At 63.3% G+C, this 19,862-nt stretch carries 20 protein-coding genes and 1 pseudogene; 13 read left to right on the forward strand and 8 right to left on the reverse strand.

Annotated elements, in window-relative coordinates; genetic code table 11:
- Positions 1-14: 14 nt before the first annotated feature.
- The 4 genes from AB4061_RS08980 to AB4061_RS08995 are packed head-to-tail and all read right to left on the reverse strand — an operon-like array spanning position 15 to position 3,425.
- The gene (locus AB4061_RS08980) at positions 15-530 is read right to left on the reverse strand and encodes an aromatic-ring-hydroxylating dioxygenase subunit beta (RefSeq protein WP_441632890.1); all 516 of its coding nucleotides are present in this window, start codon (positions 528-530) and stop codon (positions 15-17) included.
- The gene (locus tag AB4061_RS08985; RefSeq protein ID WP_441632892.1) at positions 527-1,837 is read right to left on the reverse strand and encodes an aromatic ring-hydroxylating oxygenase subunit alpha; all 1,311 of its coding nucleotides are present in this window, start codon (positions 1,835-1,837) and stop codon (positions 527-529) included. The genes AB4061_RS08980 and AB4061_RS08985 overlap by 4 nt, the downstream gene beginning before the upstream one ends.
- A 14-nt stretch (positions 1,838-1,851) precedes the next feature.
- On the reverse strand, positions 1,852-3,111 hold the full coding sequence (locus AB4061_RS08990; RefSeq protein WP_441632894.1) for an NAD(P)/FAD-dependent oxidoreductase: 1,260 nt from the start codon (positions 3,109-3,111) through the stop codon (positions 1,852-1,854).
- Complete coding sequence (locus AB4061_RS08995) at positions 3,108-3,425, reverse strand: non-heme iron oxygenase ferredoxin subunit (protein WP_416047168.1); 318 nt, start codon at positions 3,423-3,425, stop codon at positions 3,108-3,110. The genes AB4061_RS08990 and AB4061_RS08995 overlap by 4 nt, the downstream gene beginning before the upstream one ends.
- Positions 3,426-3,909: 484 nt before the next feature.
- Between AB4061_RS08995 and AB4061_RS09000 the strand changes: the two genes are divergently transcribed.
- The 6 genes and pseudogenes from AB4061_RS09000 to AB4061_RS09025 form a co-directional block, all read left to right on the forward strand.
- Positions 3,910-6,291, forward strand: a complete 2,382-nt coding sequence (locus AB4061_RS09000) for a xanthine dehydrogenase family protein molybdopterin-binding subunit (RefSeq protein WP_441632896.1) — start codon at positions 3,910-3,912, stop codon at positions 6,289-6,291.
- Positions 6,288-7,142, forward strand: a complete 855-nt coding sequence (locus AB4061_RS09005; RefSeq protein ID WP_441632898.1) for an FAD binding domain-containing protein — start codon at positions 6,288-6,290, stop codon at positions 7,140-7,142. The genes AB4061_RS09000 and AB4061_RS09005 overlap by 4 nt, the downstream gene beginning before the upstream one ends.
- Before the next feature lie 64 nt (positions 7,143-7,206).
- The gene (locus tag AB4061_RS09010; RefSeq protein WP_441633180.1) at positions 7,207-8,430 is read left to right on the forward strand and encodes a xanthine dehydrogenase family Fe-S subunit; all 1,224 of its coding nucleotides are present in this window, start codon (positions 7,207-7,209) and stop codon (positions 8,428-8,430) included.
- A gap of 185 nt (positions 8,431-8,615) precedes the next feature.
- Complete coding sequence (locus AB4061_RS09015) at positions 8,616-9,431, forward strand: alpha/beta fold hydrolase (protein ID WP_441632900.1); 816 nt, start codon at positions 8,616-8,618, stop codon at positions 9,429-9,431.
- Between the two features lie 72 nt (positions 9,432-9,503).
- A complete protein-coding gene (locus tag AB4061_RS09020) occupies positions 9,504-10,037 on the forward strand; it encodes a MarR family winged helix-turn-helix transcriptional regulator (protein WP_441632902.1) in 534 nt (177 codons plus the stop codon).
- Positions 10,034-10,184: pseudogene (locus tag AB4061_RS09025) on the forward strand (AraC family transcriptional regulator); the annotation flags it as partial. The gene AB4061_RS09020 and the pseudogene AB4061_RS09025, both read left to right, overlap by 4 nt.
- 205 nt (positions 10,185-10,389) lie before the next feature.
- Here AB4061_RS09025 and AB4061_RS09030 read toward each other — a convergent pair.
- Positions 10,390-11,262, reverse strand: a complete 873-nt coding sequence (locus tag AB4061_RS09030) for a LysR substrate-binding domain-containing protein (RefSeq protein WP_441632904.1) — start codon at positions 11,260-11,262, stop codon at positions 10,390-10,392.
- Entirely contained in the window at positions 11,166-11,630 is a 465-nt protein-coding gene (locus tag AB4061_RS09035; protein ID WP_441632906.1) for an FUSC family protein, read from the reverse strand. Before AB4061_RS09035 ends, AB4061_RS09030 begins: the two co-directional genes overlap by 97 nt.
- Positions 11,631-11,855: 225 nt before the next feature.
- Here AB4061_RS09035 and AB4061_RS09040 point away from each other — a divergent pair, with 225 nt between their 5' ends.
- Positions 11,856-12,173, forward strand: a complete 318-nt coding sequence (locus AB4061_RS09040; protein ID WP_441632908.1) for an H-NS histone family protein — start codon at positions 11,856-11,858, stop codon at positions 12,171-12,173.
- A gap of 240 nt (positions 12,174-12,413) precedes the next feature.
- Here the strand turns inward: AB4061_RS09040 and AB4061_RS09045 are convergent, their stop codons facing one another.
- Complete coding sequence (locus AB4061_RS09045; RefSeq protein WP_441633182.1) at positions 12,414-12,647, reverse strand: PDDEXK nuclease domain-containing protein; 234 nt, start codon at positions 12,645-12,647, stop codon at positions 12,414-12,416.
- 493 nt (positions 12,648-13,140) lie between these two features.
- Between AB4061_RS09045 and AB4061_RS09050 the strand changes: the two genes are divergently transcribed.
- Positions 13,141-14,421, forward strand: a complete 1,281-nt coding sequence (locus AB4061_RS09050) for a pyridoxal phosphate-dependent decarboxylase family protein (RefSeq protein ID WP_441632910.1) — start codon at positions 13,141-13,143, stop codon at positions 14,419-14,421.
- Between the two features lie 75 nt (positions 14,422-14,496).
- Here AB4061_RS09050 and AB4061_RS09055 read toward each other — a convergent pair whose 3' ends face one another.
- Complete coding sequence (locus AB4061_RS09055; RefSeq protein ID WP_441632912.1) at positions 14,497-14,709, reverse strand: hypothetical protein; 213 nt, start codon at positions 14,707-14,709, stop codon at positions 14,497-14,499.
- Between the two features lie 112 nt (positions 14,710-14,821).
- Here AB4061_RS09055 and AB4061_RS09060 point away from each other — a divergent pair, with 112 nt between their 5' ends.
- The 5 genes from AB4061_RS09060 (at position 14,822) to AB4061_RS09080 (ending at position 19,831) form a co-directional block, all read left to right on the forward strand.
- Positions 14,822-15,877, forward strand: a complete 1,056-nt coding sequence (locus tag AB4061_RS09060; protein ID WP_441632914.1) for a beta-ribofuranosylaminobenzene 5'-phosphate synthase family protein — start codon at positions 14,822-14,824, stop codon at positions 15,875-15,877.
- A gap of 97 nt (positions 15,878-15,974) precedes the next feature.
- Positions 15,975-16,880, forward strand: a complete 906-nt coding sequence (locus tag AB4061_RS09065; protein ID WP_441632916.1) for an NAD(P)-dependent methylenetetrahydromethanopterin dehydrogenase — start codon at positions 15,975-15,977, stop codon at positions 16,878-16,880.
- A gap of 41 nt (positions 16,881-16,921) precedes the next feature.
- Positions 16,922-17,929 (forward strand): methenyltetrahydromethanopterin cyclohydrolase, encoded by a 1,008-nt coding sequence (gene mch / locus AB4061_RS09070; RefSeq protein ID WP_441632918.1) that lies wholly within the window; start codon positions 16,922-16,924, stop codon positions 17,927-17,929.
- Position 17,930: 1 nt separating this feature from the next.
- Positions 17,931-18,905 (forward strand): ATP-grasp domain-containing protein, encoded by a 975-nt coding sequence (locus AB4061_RS09075; protein ID WP_441632920.1) that lies wholly within the window; start codon positions 17,931-17,933, stop codon positions 18,903-18,905.
- Complete coding sequence (locus AB4061_RS09080; RefSeq protein WP_441632922.1) at positions 18,902-19,831, forward strand: triphosphoribosyl-dephospho-CoA synthase; 930 nt, start codon at positions 18,902-18,904, stop codon at positions 19,829-19,831. The genes AB4061_RS09075 and AB4061_RS09080 overlap by 4 nt, the downstream gene beginning before the upstream one ends.
- Positions 19,832-19,862: the final 31 nt, after the last annotated feature.

Genomic DNA, 19,862 nt, shown 5'->3' on the forward strand with positions numbered 1-19,862 from the left:
GAACATATCTGATCTCAGACTGGGTACGCCAAGGACGTCGCCAGGATTTCGGTGTCATGCACCACAAGCCGGCTGGCAATCAGAAGCCGTTCCTCCTGGCGCACGAAGCGGTCGTGAAAGATTCCGGACAGATGCACGGTGGTGGGCCCCTCGATCAAGGTCTGCATCAAGAGGAATGGCGTCTGAGCGCTGATTGTGTCTTCAGCTTCCTCCAGCACTCGTGTTATACCGAGGACGTGCAGCATATGCCGCGGTGCGAACATCTGTGAGTTCGCGATGGCCATGGCTCGGTCACGGATCATGTCGCGACCCTCGCAGTAGATGAGGCCCACGGGCATGTCCAGCAGCGCGTTCTCGCGCGAGGTAATCCGGTACGTCGCATCGTTGCTGAAAAAGTCCGGCCAGCGCCCGATCTCGTTCGCGTCCAGCACGGCGCAGTACTCTGCGTGAAAGGCGTCGACCTCGGCGCGCAAATGAGCCGCCCGCATGGGCGAGATCGTCGGAGACTTGTAGGCGAGTAACTTGCTCATGCTGCGCTCCCTGCGACCGGAATGTCCATGACCCCGCGGTAGTACGCGTAGAGGGAGCGAATGCAGGACTCCGAGATGAGGCCTCGCGTTGTGCCGAGTTGGTCAGCATCCAGTTTGAGCACATTGTTGTCAGTGCTCGAGCGCCGCAAGCCGTCCTGGACGAACTTCAGTGCCTCGTTATCTTCGAGGCCCAAGAAGCCGGCAGGGCCCATGAGGTTGCCTTGGCGCAAGCGGTGGTTGGTCATCTCCGGCGTGTCGTCTTCATAACCAAAAATGGTCCACTGCATGATCATGCTGTGCGGGCCATTGGGGATGATCTGGCGCACACCCAAGGTGTTCATTTCGCGCTGGACGATCAGGTTCGGCCATAGAGTCATCATGCACGCAGACCAGGGCGAGTTGAACTCCCGCACGAAGTCTACGAAGCGCTCATCGTGCAGCTTCAGGTTCTCGTCAAACGACCTCATCTCCGCCTTGTTGTCGTCTGAGACGGTGGCGTACGTCTGCTGTGGCTTGGCGGAAGCCATGTAGCCGTGGCGCCCGTGCTCCTGGTCTGCGAACACGCTTGCCTTGATGCCTGGAACCAGCAGACCAAACACCACGAGAAACGAGTGCAGCAGCGTCGCGTGGTACGGATCCTTGAGGTTCTCGTGGTACATCTTCCAGTTGCACGGGAGCTCGTTGCGGTAGTAGCCGAGGATCTTGAGCTTTTTCCCGGGAAAGGTGACATCGAATTCGTCGACGATTTCCTTGGTCATGTACTCTTCTAGAGAGGGGGTCCTGTCGGAGTACGTGGCGAACACCACTCCATTGCGCGTTGTCACGCGCAGCTGGCGGGTGCCGTGGTCGGCGTTGCGGAAGTTCGCCGGCATGCCGCCAACCTTGTCGACACCTCGCTTGAAAGGTATGCCCTGCAGATTCCCTTTGAGGTCATACGACCACTGGTGATAAGGGCAGACGAATTCTTTCGCATTGCCTTGGTTGCTGCGGCAGAATTCGGCGCCGCGATGGGCGCAGCGGTTCTCAAAGACAGAGATCGTGCTGTCTTCGGCACGAGCGACCACTACCGGCGTGGAGCCGACGTACCCGCGTTTGTAGTCGCCCGGGTTCGGAATCTCCGCCTCCAAAGCGACAAAGTTCCAAGTATCCCCACGAAAGATCCGCTCGATCTCTAGGTCATAGACGGCTTGGCTGGTGTAGACCCAATCCGGGATGTTGTTGAGGGCGTCCTCCGGCCAGACGCACTGTTCTAAAGGGGGATTCTTCTGGGCATTTGTAATGCCGATGACCGCTTGCGACTGAAACATAGAAGCTCCTTTGATTAACGTGGGACCGCCGCGTCGGCCAGCGCCTGCTGCTTGGCCCAAGCGCGAAGATTCAATGTGTCCAGATGGAAGTCCTGCAGCTGTACCGGTTGGTCCCGATCGAAAAGCGGTCGCAATGCGCGTAGCTCGGAGCCCGCGTTGATAGCGACTGCGTGGATGGGCACAAGGCGGCGGTGGCCGATCCACAACGCCTTGGCATTGCTAGGATCTCCGCGACGCACATACTCGAGGTCGTCTGCTGGCAGGCCGAGCATCTGAATGTTGTGCGCGCCTTGATCGGTCCAAAACCACGGTACCGGGGGCTTCGGCGGGGAAGCGCCGAGCATGGCAGCGGCGGCCGTGCGTGCTTGCTCGTTCGCGTTCTGCCACGACTCCAGACGTGTCGGCTGAGCTTGGCCTGGACGTTGCTGGCTGGCGCAGTCACCGCAGGCGAACACGTGCTCATTGCTGGTGCGGCAATTGGCGTCCACCAGTACGCCACCACCAGGCCCAATCTCCAGGCCCGCGTTACGGGCCAGAGCATCGTTCGGCGACAGACCAATCGCGACAACGACCTCGTCGACTTCAAGCCGCGCGCCCGCGTCCGTCGCCAGCAGCATACGTCCAGTCTCGACTGGAAAGGCGTCGCTGACGGAGGTGCCGAGAAGCACCCGCGCCCCTGCTCGGCACAAGTTGGACTGCAGCCACGCGGACACCTCCGGTGGCAGGAAACGATCGAGCAGAGACGTCGCGCGCTCTAGCACGGTGACCGACGCCCCCACGGCAAGTGCTGCATGTGCTATTTCTAAGCCGAGGAAGCCGCCCCCCAGAATCGCAACTTGCGGCCTGCGTTGGAGCGCTACGCGCAGCCGTCGTGCGTCATCCAACGTACGTATGTAGTGCACGCGACGTCTGTAGGGCGGACAACACGGCAGCGTCCTGGCTTCGCCGCCCGTGGCGACCAAACACTTTTCGTACTCAATCGTCTGACCGTTAGCGAGGCGGACTTCCTGCTGCGCCAAATCTAAAGCAGCCACATCGCTACCGTTCAGCAGCTCGATGTTGCTGCGCGCCCAGGCTTCTTCCGCCAGTACGTCGAGTAGGGGCTCTTGCGCGGCAACCAAGACTGCTTTAGACAGAGGAGGACGCTCATAAGGCTTGTGCCACTCTCGGCCCAGCATGGCAATGTGCCCGCGGTAGCCATGTTCGCGCAACGCGTGTGCCGCGACGGCAGCCGACTGCCCTGCCCCAACGATAACAATTCCGGGCGACTTCACTTGCTTCTAGGCGACAAAACGTAGATGTCGTCGCCCTCCCGCTTGACTGTGTGTGTGCGCAAGTCCACGGTTACCGGCGCGCACATCGCCTTTCCGCTGCGGATGTCGAAGCGCCCCTGGTGCAATGGGCACTCGATACAGCCGTCTTCCACGAAGCCTTCGGCTAGCAGCGCTTTTCCGTGCGTGCACATGGCATCCGTCGCGAAAAACTCGTCTTCGACACGGTAAAGCGCGACGCCGCAGCCAGCGACATTGACCATCTTTACCTCGTCGTTGCCCAGCTCCGGCGCGAGCGCAACCTTGATCCAATCCATTGACAACTCCTGACGCTACACCTGTTGTGTAATTTACTCAGTGCACGACCTATTATGGTGTTTACATCAGCCATCCACAACTGCGGGTTTGTACTGATAACATGAGAAGGTAGCGGCGAGAGAAGCAAGCATATCTCTCCTATGTCCTTGTATTAATTACGAAAAAATCGCACGTGGTGACTACCATGACATTAGGGTTTCTACTGATAATAGAGATAGCCCAACGACGCGCATAATTACTCAGTGTTATGCCTAGTATGCAGTTTTACGGACGGCGGTTGCGCTGGAGCACGGCAAGGCTGCTGAGCGGCACGCCCCTGGAGACCTCACGTCTCCTAAACTTCGATCACTTGAACAAGGGCTTCAATCGTGCCTCGACTGCAACTCACCGATGCGTTGAGCAACGGGACCGTGGAAGGCGAGCGACGGCTACACGCTCAACGCGCTCCAGCGCAACGCAAAGTGATCAAGACCAAGGAAAATCATGGACCAGACTGAAATCCCGGCGCGGCTACGCAAGCGCGAAGGCATCGGGGCGCGAGTGCTGCGCAAGGAGGATGCCCGTCATTTGGCGGGCAAAGGGAACTTCGTAGGCGACTTCGTGATACCGGGCATGCACGAAGTCGCCTTTCTGCGCAGCCCTTTGGCGCACGCGACCATCACTGGTGTCGAGTTTCCGGAGGAACTGACAGGGCAAGTGTTTCTGCGCGAGATGATGGCGGACGCAGCAGACATCGGCTCACCTTCGTCGCTGCCAACATATCAGCCGTCATTGCTGCCGCCACTGGCCAGCGGCAAGGTACGCTTCGTGGGAGAGGCAGTGGCTATGGCCATCGCCCCGACGCGTGCGGTCGCAGAGGACCTGCTTGAGCAAGTGCATGTCTCGTATGAGGAGTTGCCCATCTATCACGACTCTTGGTCTGCGCTTGCAGCTGAGGGTGAACTCATGCATGCCGGATGGAAAGACAACGTCTTTTTGACGCTGCGAGCCGACCGCGACTTCGACGAACTCGCCGCCAAGGCAGAGGTCAAAGTCAGCCGCACCATCGAGCTCTCACGCCAGTGCATTGCACCCATGGAGGGCAAGTCGGTGTTGGCCTATTGGGACTTCCAGGCCGATCAACTCGTCGTGGTTAGTGCAACGCAAGTGCCGCACCTGGTGCGCACCGGAGTAGCACAGCATCTTGATATGCCTGAAGAGGCCGTTCGCGTGGTGTCGCCCGACGTCGGCGGTGGCTTCGGCTACAAAGGGATGCTGTACCCGGAAGATCTGTGCATCGCGTGGCTGGCCAAGACTTACCGACGGCCATTTCGCTACCTCGAAGACCGGCGTGAACACCTGATCGTTGGCGCCAACACGCGTCAGCACCACTATCAGGTAACAGCCTATGCGGATCGAACTGGAAAGGTGCTGGCATTGGACGCGGTGATCACGATCGACGGAGGCGCATATTCGTACTGGCCGTTCTTCATCGGTCTGGAGCCAGGTCAGGCTCTTGGGAATCTGCCGGGCCCATACACCTTTCGCGGCTATCGCTGCGAGACAGTCTGCGTCGCAACGAACAAACCAGGCTTCATGCCCTACCGGGGCGTGGCGCGAACGGGAGTGTGCTTCGCAATTGAACTCTTGATGGACGCACTGGCGCGTGAGGTCGGGCGCGAGCCCTGGCAAGTCCGCATGGAGAACCTGGTTCCGGCCGATCAGATGCCATATGTCAACGTTGCCAACAAGCACTTTGACAGCGGCGACTTCCCAAAAAGTCTCAAGCGTGCGCTGGAGATGATTGGAGTCGAGGCGGTGCGGGAGCGTCAGGCTCGTGGGGAACCGGATGGACGCCGCATTGGCATCGGCACTGCAACCTATACGGAGCAGTCCGCCCATGGCACGTCGGTGTTCGCCACCTGGGGGTTGCCGGTCGTGCCTGGACACGACCAGGCCTCGGTCAAATTGACTGCGGACGGAGGACTCGAAGTTCGAGTCGGCGTGCATTCACATGGCCAGGGCATGGAGACTACTTTCGCCCAAATTGCGCACGACGTGCTGGGGATCCCCATCGTGCGCATCCGAGTCGTTCACGGCGATACCGCCCTGACCCCCTTCTCTTCGGGCACGTACGCTTCCCGCGCAACAGTCATGTCAGGCGGCGCCATCTCAACCGCATGCAAGGAGCTGTTGCCACGCTTGCAGGCGATCGCCGGCCACCTGATGGGAGTGGAGCCGCAAGCCGTCGTTTTGCTGGAAGGGCGCGCCTTCGCGGGCGAAAAATCAATTTCCCTGGCCGACGTGGGACGTGCCTGGTATCTCACGCCACAAGAATTGCCTTCCAACGTCCATCTTGGTGGGTTGGAAGTGTCGCGTGCGTATAAGCCCAAAGTCGACACCGGCACTTTCACGTATGCGAGCCACGCGGCAGTTGTCGCGGTCGACACCGAAACGGGGAATGTCGAAATCCTCGACTACGTGGTGGTCGAAGACTGCGGCACGATCGTCAACCCCATGATTGTCGAGGGGCAGACCATCGGAGGGATTGCCCAAGGCATCGGCACCGCGATGTACGAGGAGAGTCCTTACGACGATCAGGGTCAGCCACTGGCTTCCACGCTAGCTGACTACATCCTGCCTGGCGCAACCGAAGTGCCGCGCATTCGCATCGATCACTTCGAGACACCGTCTCCCCACACCGAGTTCGGCGCCAAAGGCGTGGGCGAAGGCGGCGCAATTGCGCCCCCCGCAGTAATCTTCAACGCGGTAAATGACGCGTTGCAGGGCACTGGCGCTGCGGAGCTACTTATGACCCCTTTAACACCACGTCGTCTGCTCAAGGCTCTCGAGGCCTCGCAACAGGAACAGGAGGGCACGAAGTGAAGGCCGCTAAATTCGCATACACACGAGCCCTCGRGGTGGATGAGGCGCTGAAGCTATTGGCCAAGGGTCGCGGAGCGTCGAAAGCGATCAGCGGCAGCCAGTCTTTCGGCCCGATGCTCAACTTGCGACTGGCGCGGCCATCGGAGGTGGTTGAGATTGCCAACATCGCAGGCCTACGCAGCGTTAGTCAAATGGCCGACTCTATCGAAATTGGCGCCGCCGTCACGCACGCCGAAATCGAGGACGGCCTGCACAAGCCCCTGGTGCAGCATCCGATGCAGCGGGTCGCGGCGGGCATCGCCTATCGCGCTATCCGCACGCGCGGCACGGTCGGGGGCAGCCTCGCACACGCCGACCCCGCGGCTGACTGGGTCGTCACGCTCGCGGCACTGGGTGCGCGCATCCGTTTGAGGTCCCCGCGCGGGGAACGCACGGTTGAGGCTGATGCGTTCATGCTCGGCGCCTATACAACCGTGCTCGAGTTTGATGAGTTGATTGTCTCAATCGCTGTGCCGTCCCAAACGAGTACCACGCGGTGGGGGTATTACAAGTTTTGCCGCAAGCCCGGCGAATTCGCTGAAGCTAGCGCGGCGGTCTATCTCGACGCCGCGCGCAACTGCGCGCGCATCGCTCTAGGAGCTGTCGATGGGCCACCTATCCTCCTGAAAGACCTCGCGGCCACGATCGCCAGCGAGGGCGCCAACGCCGCGAGTCGTGAGCAACTGCGTGCGGCCGTCAGCACGGCGCTTCCCGAGCGCGACCTCTGCGATCAGAAGCTCTTTACAGCATGCGTTGAGCGTGCACTAGAGCAAGCCGGCGTTCTTGCCCGGCGACAAGCCCCATCGGAGTGAAGACTTGGACCCCATTTCCATTCAAGTGAACGGCCGCAGCGTCTGCCGGCAAGCCGAGCCGAGAATGCACCTCGGCGACTTTTTGCGTGACGAGTTGCATCTCACGGGCACACATCTGGGCTGCGAGCACGGTGTCTGTGGCGCTTGCACGGTTCTGATCGATGGTCAACCGGCACGCTCGTGCATCACCTTCGCCGTGGCATGTGAGGGCCACGAGGTCACAACGATCGAAGGCTACGACGACGATGCAGTGATGCAACTGCTGCGCCCAGCATTCACGCGCCACCACGCACTGCAGTGCGGCTTCTGCACGCCCGGCATGCTCGCCACGGCGCGCGACATCGTAATTCGTCTGCCTGACGCGAGCGAGGCACGGGTGCGTCTTGAGTTGTCTGGAAACTTGTGCCGTTGTACTGGATACCAAGGCATCGTGAACGCGATCTTGGACGTACTGCAAAATCAGCGTAACTCGCCCGACCCGCGAGTCCAAAAGTTGCGTGAGACGTGGCACGCATCACGCGCGATTGCAATCAACTGCGCCTCCGTTCCAACGCAGGCAAATCAGCCAAGGTCGACGGCGCCAAAATCATGTTCGCCTACGCCCCCATTCATGACGGATTCGCTGCAAAAGGCGTCTCAACTGTCGAGGAGACCGTCAACTGCTGCGTCGGCCGCACATACGGAACTCGCGGATGTCGACCCCGCCGCAATGGCGAAAGCGAAAGCTAAAGGCAACTGTATTGACGTCAATTTCGATGTACCGTACCCGCTGGAGCAGGTATGGGAGTTCATGGGTAACCTGCCTGCGGTCGCATCGTGCCTACCTGGCGCGACTATCGACTCGCACGAGGGTGAGAAGGTCAGGGGCACAATTGCCATCAAGTTTGGTCCGATGTCGGCGGCCTTCGCAGGTGCGGCGCGGCTGGAGCGTGACGACGTTGCGAAGCGCGCTGTGCTTCGCGGTGCCGGTCAAGACAGCCTGAGCAATTCGCGCACCCAAGGAGATATTACCTATCGACTGGAGACCTTGGCGGCGGACAACACCCGTGTTCATGTGGACATGGTGTACGCTTTGCAGGGACCGTTAGCGCAATTCTCGCGCTCCGGTCTCGTCAAAGACTTCGTGCGCCGCATGGTGGCCGACTTCGGCAAGCAAATCACGTACCGCCTCAGCGGACAAACGGCGCCGTCCGACAAGCCACAGCCCTCGGTCTCGATCGCCGGGATGATGTGGAGCGTGCTTTGGAATCGCGTGCGTGGGTGGTTTGGAAAGCCCCCACAGGCGTAAAGCGGCTTGCTCGACCCGCCCCTCAGATTTTCAAATCTCGAGATCAACGTGCAGGAGCGCTGAAGGCCCGGATAACTCGCATCGGAGCCAACAGCACCTACGCAGCGGGCTAGTTAACGTCGAGCAGGTCTCCGTAGTGCACACGTCTGCCTTTTTGTCCACGTACAAGCCGCTCAGGAGTTTCAATGAGTTCATTGCCTTACGGTCATCACGTGCGCGCCAACGGGGTGCGCCTTCACCTGCTGCGCTATGGAGGGCAAGGGCCTCGCTTACTCCTGCTGCCGGGCATCACAAGCCCAGCCATTACTTGGGGCTTCGTCGCCGAGCGATTGGCACGTCACTACGATGTCCATGTCCTCGACTTCCGCGGCCGAGGCTTGTCGTCCAGCACGCCTGGCATCAACGCGAGCCTGGATGCGATGGCGTCGGACGTGCTCGACTTACTGGACGTCCTGGCATGGCCATCCGGGACGCTGCTGGGCCACTCGATGGGCGCTCGAGTAGCGATTCGCGCCGCGGCTCGCAATCCGCAGCGCATAGCCGAGCTGCTGCTAATCGATCCGCCAATGACCGGTCCCGGCCGCCGTACCTACCCGACTCCGCTGTCCTGGTATGTAGACTCAATTCGGCTAGCCGCGCAGGGCACGACAGCCGAAGAACTTCGCCCCTTCGCGCCGACTTGGTCTGAGGAGCAACTGCGGCTGCGGGCCGAATGGTTGCACACCTGCAATGAGGACGCTGTCGTACAAGCGTACTACGGGTTCCATCTGGACGACATCCACGCTGACTTACCGAGGCTGCATATCCCCGGACTTCTGATGGCGGCAGGACGCGGGGGCGTATTGCTGCCGGACGATTTGGCGGAGATCAAAACGCTTGCACCGGGTCTGGTGCAATGCACTGCAGCCAACGCGGGACATATGATTCCGTGGGATGATGAGGGAGATTTTTACCGTCTTCTTGGTGAGTACCTCAAGGTCGATCTGTTATCGCAGAAATGAGCCGTAGTTGGTTTCCTTATCACAACCATCGGAGTGATACACTCATCGCATGACAACACCAGCAATTCCGAGATGACCACAAGGCGCGCTCCCGCTCAGAAGAAGAAAAAGAACAGTCCAATCGAGCCGGCTAAGTCCTCAGTTCCGCTGCCCTTCAGCCCTGTTCGTCAAGTTATGTGGGACCGGCCTGGCTTCCTGATTCGTCGCCTGAACCAGATTGGCCAGGCGATCTTCTTCGATTTGTGCCACTCAGAGAGCATTACACCGCTTCAGGTCGGCATGCTTACAGCACTATCGATGAATCCCTGGCTTGATCAGAAAGCAATCGGCCGAGAGCTCTCCCTAGACCGCACGACAACTGCCGAAGTACTGAGACGGTTGGGTGAAAAAGGATTGGTCGATACCCGGGTAAACCCAGACGACCGTCGATCAAGACTTTCGGTGATCACCAAAGAAGGGCTAAAACTGATCAATGATCTGCAAGAAAACATACACCGCTCGCAGGAGCTCTTGATTGAGCCACTGCCTGCGGAGGAACGCGTCGTTTTCATGAAACTGCTTGCTCAGCTCGTGGATGCCCACGAGAAAATGAACAACCGAATCTGAGATATCCCGCGCTTGCAATCGAACTCGACGATGAGATGGCCGGCACCTTCACGCCGACCGTTTCGCGATGGCACGCTGAAGTTTCTCTGCCTGAGTCTTCTCAGTGCACCCAACCTCGAGACGGCACTGCATCGCTTTGGACTCTTTGTGCTCGACGGCTTAGACGCAACGGAATACGGCGCCCCTAGTTCGAGCAAATAGCCACTACGAGCGCCAGCCAGGCGGCAAGGGCTATATGAAGGTTGACGTCAGGAGAGATCTGCCAAGACATTGCGCGAGAATTTCCTTTGACCCTGGCTCGCCCAGCAACTTTTCGCTATGTACTTGTGCGGGCCTGCCCCTCGAGCAATCGCTAGCGTACCGAACGGATCCACTCGCGAAACAGCCGCACGGGAGCTGCGTCCGCCCTCAGCGGATCACAGACCACATAGTAGCCGCGCTCCGTTCGAGCGACGTGATCCACGGCGATGACTAGGCGTCCGCTACGGATATCGTCATCAATGTAGGCCCGCTGGGCGATCGCGACACCCAATCCGTCTGCGGCGGCCTGGTAGCAGAGCGCCGCATTGGCCAACGTCATTCCCCGGGAGCGAGACAGGCCGCCCAGGTCGGCAGAGGCGAACCACAAATCCCAGGCCTCAGGTCGTAGCATTGAGTGCAGCAGCGTGGCCTGCAGCAGGTTTTGCGGCGTCTGCAGCTGTGCGGCAAGGCTGGGCGCGCAAACTGGAACGAATTCATCGTCGAACAGATGATCCAGCTCGACATCTGTCCATTCGCCCACGCCATGCCGTATGACGCAGTCAGCGCCCTCGAGCCGGATGTCGTCGGCCCTGGCGATCGTCGCGATCTCGAGGTCCATGTCGGGATGCTGCGCGTGGAAGCCGCCTAGCCGAGGCATCAGCCAGCGGATGGCAAGGGTGGGGGTCACCTTGAGCCGCAGACGCTTGTCGAGTCGACGATCGGCCGCATCATCGAGCGCATCGTTGAGTTTATCGAAGGCATCGGAGACGCGCCGGGCGAGTTGCACGCCTGCCGCGGTGAGCTCGATCTCGCGCCCGGATTTCTGAAACAGCTGCAACCCCAGCCCGCACTCCAACTGCTTGATCTGCTGGCTGACGGCTCCCGGCGTTACGTGCAGCGCCTCAGCGGCGCGCGAAACGCCCTTGGCGCGGCAAACCGCATCGAATACCCGCAACGGGCCAAGGAGTGCACGGAGTTTCTGCATAAGGCTGGAGTATGCCGGGGTTGGTGCTGCAAGGCAACGATGTCAGCCCTGTACGCAGTTCGCGTAGCGCACGCTACCCTGGCGCCCCCCTGCCCGTCGCCGGGTGCGACTCGCGGCGCAAACTGTGCGATACGATCCAGCATCCGGCCAGCGTGGGCGTCATGGGCAGACGATTCCTGTGCATGGGCTGCCAGGTCGGCTAGATCGCGCCAGCTCGCACGTCGTATCCGCTTCACACGCCATTTACGCCCGACACCGCGCACGAGAGCGGTAGTGCGAGCTGTGTTATCAATGACCGAGATCCTGTCAATATTCATGCAGGCAGCTCTGACGATGAAGAACCAAGCTCCATTGGCGAGCTCTGGCATCTGACCATCGCAAAGGCAGAGTCGATTGACCCGGCAGCGCGCGAGTATTTTTCCTTTACTAGCCAGCACTAGTGCGAGAAGCTTCGACGGAAACAGCGGCGAGAGATTGCGGGCATAGTGTCGGTATGTGGATCGGTGCCATGCGGAATATTTAACGGAATTTCTAGCCTGCTACGTTTGTTTAATCGCTGCTGTAGAATCATTCATTTCCAACGGAGAGTAATAATGGCGACGTACAAGCAACTCTTGGCAGAAAAAGAGAGAATCGAAGCGCAAATTGCCGAAGTCCGTGCAACTGAAGTCGCTGGTGTTATCGAGAAGATCCGAGCTCTAATGGTCGAGTTCTCCCTTACTGCGGACGATTTGCAACTGCGACGCCGCCGTGGCCGACCAGCGTCGGGCGAGAAGACAGAGGTAGCCCCGCGCACCGTGCAACCACCCAAGTACCAAGACCCCAAGACGGGCGCGACTTGGTCTGGCCGTGGCCGGGCACCCGCATGGCTTGGCAAGAATCGGGATAAATATATGATCGCTGAGGCCTGACCTGGCAACTCGAGCGTGCAGTTTCGTTTGTCGACCCCGGGGAGCGCAGCGGCGCCTGTCTCAGGCTTAGTTCCCCTCATTTTTACGCGCATCAGGTTCCAGTTATAGAGTCAGCGCCTCGACGCTCGGCGGAGCTCCCTGCAGTTTAGCCAGTAGCTCCGCCGCCAGCTGATACTGGGTCACGCCAATCGGATTTCCCATGTTGCGCAGTGCGTATTCGACAACCCGCCGGTTGTGCTCCTAGCCTAGCAGCAGCCCGATAGTAGGACTGTCGGCCGCTGTCTTCGTCTCGGCATCGACCGCCTGCAGGTAGAAGTTGATCTGCCCCGCATACTCAGGGTTGAAGGCACCTGCCTTCAGTTCGATTACTCTGTAACAGAGCAGCTTTAGGTGGAAAAAGAGCAGATCGAGATAGTAGTCCTCGCGTCCCGCTTCGAGATAAACCTGGCGACCAACATAGGAAAGCGCCTTCAGGTTCGAGCAGGGAACGGGGAATGTGTTCGACTAGTGCTGCATCCAGATCTCGCTCCGTCACATCGGCACGCAAGCTGCCTCCTTCGGCGCGATGTTAGCGGGAGGGCTGTCGAGCAACATCGATCGAGCGCATCGGCATCGACCTGAAAGCGAAGCGCCCCGTGATGACGGCGGACGTGCCGATGGGCTCGCAGGTCGCGGCGTTCCCGCTCCTGGGCGCCCTTGCATATCGCCACCGCCGGCACCCATTGCTCCGCCCGGCCCCTCAATGCAGGACGATTTCGTGTAGCATCCCTTCTCGAAAGAGATCGGCATCACGCTGCAGGAGAGTACTGGTATGTCGCGCAGGCAAACAGGGGATCTCGGTGTACTAGGCCGCGCTGCCGCGGCGGCCACGCGATACCGGGAATCGGTTGCGGAAAACGTGCAGCCGCCTGCCAGATCGTACGCGGCATGCCGCCAGGCATGGGACGGCCCCACGCCCGAAAGCGGCATGCCAGCGGCGGACACGATCGATGCCTTGCGCGCGCTGGCGGAATCCGGCTTGCTCCCGACCACCGGTGCGGGTTTTTTTGGCTGGGTCGTAGGTGCGTCGCATCCAGTCGGCGTCGCCGCTGACTGGCTCACCAGTGCCTGGGGCCAGAACTGCGGCAACCACCACGGCGCACCCTCCGCCGCGGCCGCGGAGGACACATCGGCAAGATGGCTGCTCGATATCCTCCGCCTGCCAGCTGGTGCTTCCGTGGGCTTTGTCACTGGCGCGACCATGGCCAACTTTGCCTGCCTCGCTGCCGCGCGCACCCATGTCCTGCAAAAGGCCGGCTGGGATGTGGAGGCCCAGGGCCTGTTCGGCGCACCCGAGATCCACGTGCTGGTCGGCGACGAGGCCCACACGTCTGTCTTTGCCGCGCTGCGCCTGCTGGGGTTCGGGCGGGATCGCGTCAAGCGCGTGCCGAGTGGGCACGACGGCGCCATGCTGCTGGCGCCCTTTGGCTCAGCGCTGGCCGCCTGCGAAGGCCCCGTCATCGTGATAGCGCAGGCTGGCCAGATCAATACCGGTGCGTTCGATCCGGTGCAGGAGATGCTGCCGGATATCCGTGCACGCGGCGCGTGGCTGCATGTGGATGGCGCCTTCGGCCTGTGGGCCAGGGCGTGCCCCGAGACAGCGCCGCTCGCCCCCGGCTACGAAGCCGCTGATTCATGGGCGACCGACGGGCACAAATGGCTGCAGGCCCCGTATGACAGCGGCTATGCCATCGTCGCCCATCCCGAAGCCCACCGGCGCGCGCTGACGGCTACCGCCAGCTACCTGCCCCATGCGGCCGAGGACGAGCGCGATCCGTCGCACTACGTGCCGGAGCTTTCCCGCCGTGCGCGCGGCTTCGCCACCTGGGCCATGCTGCGCCATTTCGGCCGCGCGGGCATCGCCGAGATGGTGTCACGCCACTGCAGGCTGGCGCGCCGCATGGCTGTGCGCCTGGACGAGCAAGCCGGCATTACTGTGCTGAACACGGTATCGCTCAACCAGGTCATCGTCCGCTTCGGTACGGGTGAGGACGATGCCGCTGCCAACCGTTTGACCCGGGACGTGGTGGCACGCGTACAGTCCACGGGCGACTGCTATGTCAGCGGCGCCTGCTGGAAGGGCCGCGAAATCATGCGCCTGTCGGTCATCTCCTGGCCTACCGAAGAGGACGACATCGATCGCGCCGCGGACAGCATCGTCGAAGCCTGGCGGTATGTCGCCAGGCTCGAGCGAATCCAGTCCGTCTAGATCTTGGCGACAAAAGTCCTGGCGTGATACAGCGCGGTCAGGCTAAGCGCAGGTGAGCGTGCGCGGCGCGGTGCCTCACAGCAATCCGGTATCCCACATGCGCTGGCGGCCGAAGTCGCTCAGCCGGAAGCGGAATCGCATCTTGTCGGCATAGGCATCGCACCAGCGGTGCATCGAGATCGCACGAGAGACGGCAGCGTCACGGCATGCGGCCGGGGCCTGAGCGCGGCCCACCCGCACCCGGCTCGGCGCCATGACACCTTGTACGCAAAGCGGAACGCGGACCATGACACGCTGTCACTCCAGCGCCGCCGCGCCGCGTCCCCCGCGGGCCGGCGGCGTAGTGGTATGCCGCTTGCTAGATCAGGCAGACAAAGCGAACCGCAAAAGGTCTTCATCCATGCAAACGTTCGAAAAGCTCAAAGAGCTCACCCACGAAGGTCATGGCATCAACCCGCCCGGTGCGGTCCGGATTCACGCCACCGGGCGCCTGCATCTGGGCTTTCTCGACCCGGGCGCATCGCTTGGGCGGCGCTTCGGCAGTCTCGGCTTGTCGATCGGCGGCCCGTCGACCATCCTTGACCTCGGCCCGGCCGCGCAAGACCGGGTCGCCGCGGCGGACCACGCCGCGCGGCAGGAAGTCCCGCGCGTCTCGGCCTGGCTGGAACGGCTCAAGCAAGCCAGCGGCATCCAGCAACCGCTCGCGCTCTGCCTGCATGAGGTACTGCCGGCGCATGCGGGCTTCGGCTCGGGCACGCAGCTGGCACTGGCCCTGGGCCGGGCGTTTGCAAAGCTGCACGGCCTGCCATGGTCCAGCGCCGACATCGCCAGCCTGCTAGGCCGCGGAGGCCGCTCCGGCGTTGGCATCGCGGCATTCGAGCGCGGCGGGCTGCTGGTGGATAGCGGCCCGCGTGGCACGGGCAGCGTGGCGCCGCTGATGGCGCGTTTGGATTTCCCGGCCGACTGGCGCATCGTGCTGCTGCTCGACACCAGCCGCACCGGCCTGCACGGCGCGGCGGAAAAACAGGCGATGCAAGGGCTGCCACCCTTTCCCCAGGCGCTGGCCGCCGATCTCTGCCACCGCGTGCTGATGCAGATCCTGCCCGCCGCAGCCGAGCAGGACTTCGCGCCCTTCGCCCAAGGCGTCAATCACCTGCAGCAGGTCATCGGCCGCTACTTCGCGCCGGCGCAAGGCGGCGTGTACAGCAGTGCGGCGGTCGGCCGCGCGCTGGCCCGGATCTCGCAGCAGGCGGGCGCCAACGCAGCAGCCGTCGGGCAAAGCTCATGGGGCCCGACCGGCTTTGCCATCGTATCTTCGCAAGCCACGGCCGAACAGGCAGTAGCAGACATCCGCGCGGCAGGACTGTTGGGGCCCTTCCTGCAAGCACGCATTGTCACAGGGGGCAATCGTGGAGCGCAAGTCGTGCCATCGGCGCGGCAGCGCAGTGCGGCGTGAGGCTGGTGACAGGATGCGCCAACACCGTTTGGAACGCCGACGGCTGTTACTTCCCAATGACTTGATATTGAGCACCCAGACCACGGAGCACTCCCAAATGGCACGCCCCTACATCCTCCACATGTTCACCCCAACCCGGCAAGCCAGCCCCTTCGACGTCAACATGGCCATCGACGCCGGCTACGAGCACGTCGTCCCCTACACCGAAGTCGGCCTCGACAACATCGCGGCCCTGACCCAGGACGCCATCTTCTCCCGCGGCCCGAAAGGCGTCGCCAACACCGGTGTCTTCATCGGCGGTCGTGATGTGGTACTGGCGACCGACATGCTCGACGCGGCGCGCAAGGCCATGGTGCCGCCTTTCGCGGTGTCCGTCTTCGCCGACCCCAGCGGTTCCTACACCACCGCCGCGGCGCTGGTGGCCGCCGTCGAGCGGCAACTGCGCAAGGTGCATCAAACCGATTTCTCCGGCCGCAGGGTGCTAGTGCTTGGCGGCGGCGGCGCCGTGGGCCGCGTGGCGGGAGCGCTGGCCTCCCAACTGGGCGCTCGGGTATGGCTGTCCAACCGCACCGACGATACTCAGGCCACCCGCATCAGCCGGGAAACCAACGAACGCTTCAACGCCCAGACCGAAGGCATCCTGATCCGCTCGGCCGACACGCTGCGGGCCGCGCTGGCCGAAGCCGAAGTCGTCTTCGCCACCGCGAGCGCCGGCGTCCAGGTCGTCAGCGAGGCGAACCGTGCCGCCGCGGGCAAGCTGCTGGTGGCCGCCGACGTCAACGCCGTCCCGCCGGCCGGCATCGCCGGGGTGGATGCCATGGACGACGGCAAGCCCATCGCCGCTGGCCAAGCCTTGGGGGTCGGTGCGCTCGCCATCGGCAATATCAAGTACCAGGTGCAGCACCGGCTGTTCCTCGCGATGCGCGAAGCCGCCAAGCCTGTCTACCTGGGCTTGCCCGAAGCCATGGCGATGGCGCGCGCAGTCGGGGCCGAACTGTCCTGAGCGCAAGGCCCTGGCCCCCACCACCACCGAACCGAGGCACCATGCCAAGCACAACGAATCCCACCGCCACGCTCAGCGTCAACGCGCTTAGCCAGCCGCTCGTCTCGCACCTGCTCGGCCATCGCGCCGAATGGCAGATCGCAGTCTCCGAAGGGCCACAGGGCGTGCGCCTCGTCGATGCCGGCGTCGAGACCCGAGGCAGCGTCGAGGCGGGCGTTGCCATCGCCGCGATCTGCATGGGCGGACTGGGTCAGGTGCGGTTGTGCCACGGCGGCGAAGGCTGGCCCACGCACATCGAGGTCAGCAGCGGGCAGCCTGTGCTGGCCTGCCTGGCCAGCCAGTACGCCGGCTGGAGCCTGAGCGCCAGCAAGGAGGAAACCGGCGGCAGGAAGTTCTTCGCGCTGGGCTCCGGCCCGGCGCGCGCGCTCGCTGGCAAGGAAACGCTGTTCGAGGCGCTCGGCTACCGCGACAGCCTGCGCGACGGTGACGGCGGCGCCTGCCTGGTGCTGGAAGTCGACCGCACGCCGCCGGAGGTCGTCATCCAGAAGATACTGCGGGACTGCGGACTGCAGCCCGGGCAACTGACCGTGATCCTGACGCCGACGGCAAGCCTGGCCGGCACCACGCAGGTGGTGGGCCGCGTGCTGGAGGTCGCGCTACACAAGGCGCACGTGCTCGGCTTCCCGCTGGACCGCATCGTCGGCGGCAGCGGTGTCGCGCCACTGCCGCCACCGGGCGCCGATGCGGGCGATGCGATGGGCCGCACCAACGACGCCATCCTGTACGGCGGCAGCGTGCACCTGACGGTCGACACCGACGACGATGCCGCCCGCGCGCTTGCCCTCGCGCTCCCCTCGGCCAGGTCGCGCGACTATGGGCGCCCCTTCGGCGATGTGTTCAGGGAATATGGCAACGACTTCTACCGCATCGACCCGGCCCTGTTCGCGCCCGCCGAGGCATGGGTCAGCAACCTCGCTTCCGGCCGGACGTGGCACGCGGGCGCGCTGAACCTGCCGCTGCTGCGCGGCCAATGGCTGCAGGAAGCCTGACATGGCCGCCTCCCCTGCGCGCGGCCCGCTACGCGTCGCCATCATGACCGACGAAACCGGCTGGCACACCGCCACGCTGAAGCGGGCGCTGCGCGAGCGCGGCTGCGAAGGCCGCTGCGTGGACCTGGCCGATTGCCGGATCGACACCACGTGGGCCTGGCACGGGCTGGCGATCCCAGGCTATGGGCGCGCCCTGCCAGATGCCGTGATCGTGCGCGGCCTCGCGTCCGGCAGCTTCGAGCAGGTCACGCTGCGGCTGGGCATCCTGCACGCGCTGCGCGAACTGGGCGTGCCCGTGTACAACGACGCGCGCGCCATCGAGCGCAGCGTGGACAAGGGCATGACCAGCTTCCTGCTGCATCTGGCCGGCATTCCCACGCCCGCGACCTGGGTGAGCGAATCCGCGCCGCACGCGCAGCGCACGGTGATGCGCGAGAGCGCTGCCGGGCGCGCGCTGGTGCTCAAGCCGCTGTTCGGCTCGCAGGGCAAGGGGCTGCAGCGCATCGGCACGGTCGAGGCAGACCACGCGCCCGTGCCGATGCCTGCGCTGGCGGCATACCGGCATGTGGCCTACCTGCAGCGCTTCGTCCCCTCTGCGGCCGCGCCCGGCAGGCCTGGGTTCGACTGGCGCGTGCTGGTGGTCGGCGCACGGGCGGTGGCGGCCATGCGCCGCGTCAGCCAGGGCTGGATTCACAATGTGGCGCAAGGTGCCAGCTGCGAGCACGCCGACATCACGCCGGCGCTGGCTGCACTTGCCGTGCGCGCAACCGAAGCGCTTGGCCTCGACTACGCCGGCGTGGATCTCGTTCCCGTCGGTGACGGGGAAGACACGGATCAGGCGATGGTCATCGAGGTCAATGGCGTGGCGGCCTGGCATGGGCTGCAATCCGTCACGGCGGTCGATATCGCCGGCCTGCTCGTCGATGATCTGCTGGAGCGCAAGCTGCCCTCGGTGCGCCAGGGAGCCGTGGCGTGAGAACGGCACCGGACAACAGCGTGGCCGGCAATGCCGCGGCGGCATTCCTGTGGGCGTGCACGCTGGACGTGGCGGTGGCCAAACCGGGCAATGTCAGCATGGATGCCCCCGGCCACGGCATGACTGCCAGGCTCTTCCTGGACAGCGCGGCGGCGGCGGTGGCACCATTGACCGATGCCGCGCTCACGGTCGGCGCGCGTATCGAGGAGGCGGTCGCGCAAACGCAGGCGGTGGCGCGGTGCAACACCAATCTTGGCATCCTGCTGCTCTGCGCGCCGCTGGCCGCCGCCGCGCAAGGCGAGCCGCCGCGCGATGCCGAAACGCTCCGCAAGCGGACCAAGGCGGTACTGGCGGGCCTGACCGTGGCCGATGCCGAGGCCGCCTATCGCGCGATCGCGCACGCCATGCCGGCCGGCCTTGGCGCGGCGCCGGAGCAGGACGTGGCCGCCAGGCCAACGGTCAACCTGCGCGCCGCCATGCACCTGGCTGCCATGCGCGATACCGTGGCGCGCCAGTATGCGAACGGCTACGCCGACCTCTTCACCCTCGGCCTGCCGGTGCTGCGCCGGCACCTGGCCGGGCACGGCCCCTGGCCCGAGCGGCTGCATCGGGCGGTGACGGCCGTCCACATCGCCTTCCTGGCGCGCTTTCCGGACTCGCATATCGCGCGCAAGCATGGGCTGCCGGCGGCAAGGCGCGTGAGCGCTCGGGCGCGCCTGTTCCACTGGCGCTTCGAGGCTGGCCAGTCAATCGGTTCGGAGGAACTGGCGCATTGGGACCGGGAGCTGAAAGCCGGCGGCTTGAACCCCGGCACCAGCGCCGACCTGACGGTGGCCAGCGCGATGATCGCGGGCTGCCTCGATTCGGCGCTATGCGTCATGCCGATCGATCCGCGTCCGGCCGCCGGGATTGTCCACACCAGGTAGCACCGGGTAGCGCAAATCGGCGTGGCGCAGG

Origin of the sequence: Cupriavidus sp. YAF13 (genome assembly GCF_052113425.1) — a bacterium.
In the GTDB taxonomy this organism is placed as follows: Bacteria; Pseudomonadota; Gammaproteobacteria; order Burkholderiales; family Burkholderiaceae; genus Cupriavidus.

Excerpts from the sequence above, each read along its gene's own strand:
- AB4061_RS09055 (WP_441632912.1), bottom strand. The coding sequence starts at position 14,709 with ATGGTCCGCGTTCCGCTTTGCGTACAAGGTGTCATGGCGCCGAGCCGG.
- AB4061_RS08995 (WP_416047168.1), bottom strand. The coding sequence starts at position 3,425 with ATGGATTGGATCAAGGTTGCGCTCGCGCCGGAGCTGGGCAACGACGAG.
- AB4061_RS09060 (WP_441632914.1), top strand. The coding sequence starts at position 14,822 with ATGCAAACGTTCGAAAAGCTCAAAGAGCTCACCCACGAAGGTCATGGC.
- AB4061_RS08980 (WP_441632890.1), bottom strand. The coding sequence starts at position 530 with ATGAGCAAGTTACTCGCCTACAAGTCTCCGACGATCTCGCCCATGCGG.
- AB4061_RS09035 (WP_441632906.1), bottom strand. The coding sequence starts at position 11,630 with ATGCCAGAGCTCGCCAATGGAGCTTGGTTCTTCATCGTCAGAGCTGCC.
- AB4061_RS09000 (WP_441632896.1), top strand. The coding sequence starts at position 3,910 with ATGGACCAGACTGAAATCCCGGCGCGGCTACGCAAGCGCGAAGGCATC.
- AB4061_RS09065 (WP_441632916.1), top strand. The coding sequence starts at position 15,975 with ATGGCACGCCCCTACATCCTCCACATGTTCACCCCAACCCGGCAAGCC.
- AB4061_RS09030 (WP_441632904.1), bottom strand. The coding sequence starts at position 11,262 with ATGCAGAAACTCCGTGCACTCCTTGGCCCGTTGCGGGTATTCGATGCG.
- AB4061_RS09040 (WP_441632908.1), top strand. The coding sequence starts at position 11,856 with ATGGCGACGTACAAGCAACTCTTGGCAGAAAAAGAGAGAATCGAAGCG.
- AB4061_RS08985 (WP_441632892.1), bottom strand. The coding sequence starts at position 1,837 with ATGTTTCAGTCGCAAGCGGTCATCGGCATTACAAATGCCCAGAAGAAT.
- AB4061_RS09010 (WP_441633180.1), top strand. The coding sequence starts at position 7,207 with ATGCACCTCGGCGACTTTTTGCGTGACGAGTTGCATCTCACGGGCACA.
- mch (WP_441632918.1), top strand. The coding sequence starts at position 16,922 with ATGCCAAGCACAACGAATCCCACCGCCACGCTCAGCGTCAACGCGCTT.
- AB4061_RS09075 (WP_441632920.1), top strand. The coding sequence starts at position 17,931 with ATGGCCGCCTCCCCTGCGCGCGGCCCGCTACGCGTCGCCATCATGACC.
- AB4061_RS09015 (WP_441632900.1), top strand. The coding sequence starts at position 8,616 with ATGAGTTCATTGCCTTACGGTCATCACGTGCGCGCCAACGGGGTGCGC.
- AB4061_RS09020 (WP_441632902.1), top strand. The coding sequence starts at position 9,504 with ATGACCACAAGGCGCGCTCCCGCTCAGAAGAAGAAAAAGAACAGTCCA.
- AB4061_RS09050 (WP_441632910.1), top strand. The coding sequence starts at position 13,141 with ATGCCAGCGGCGGACACGATCGATGCCTTGCGCGCGCTGGCGGAATCC.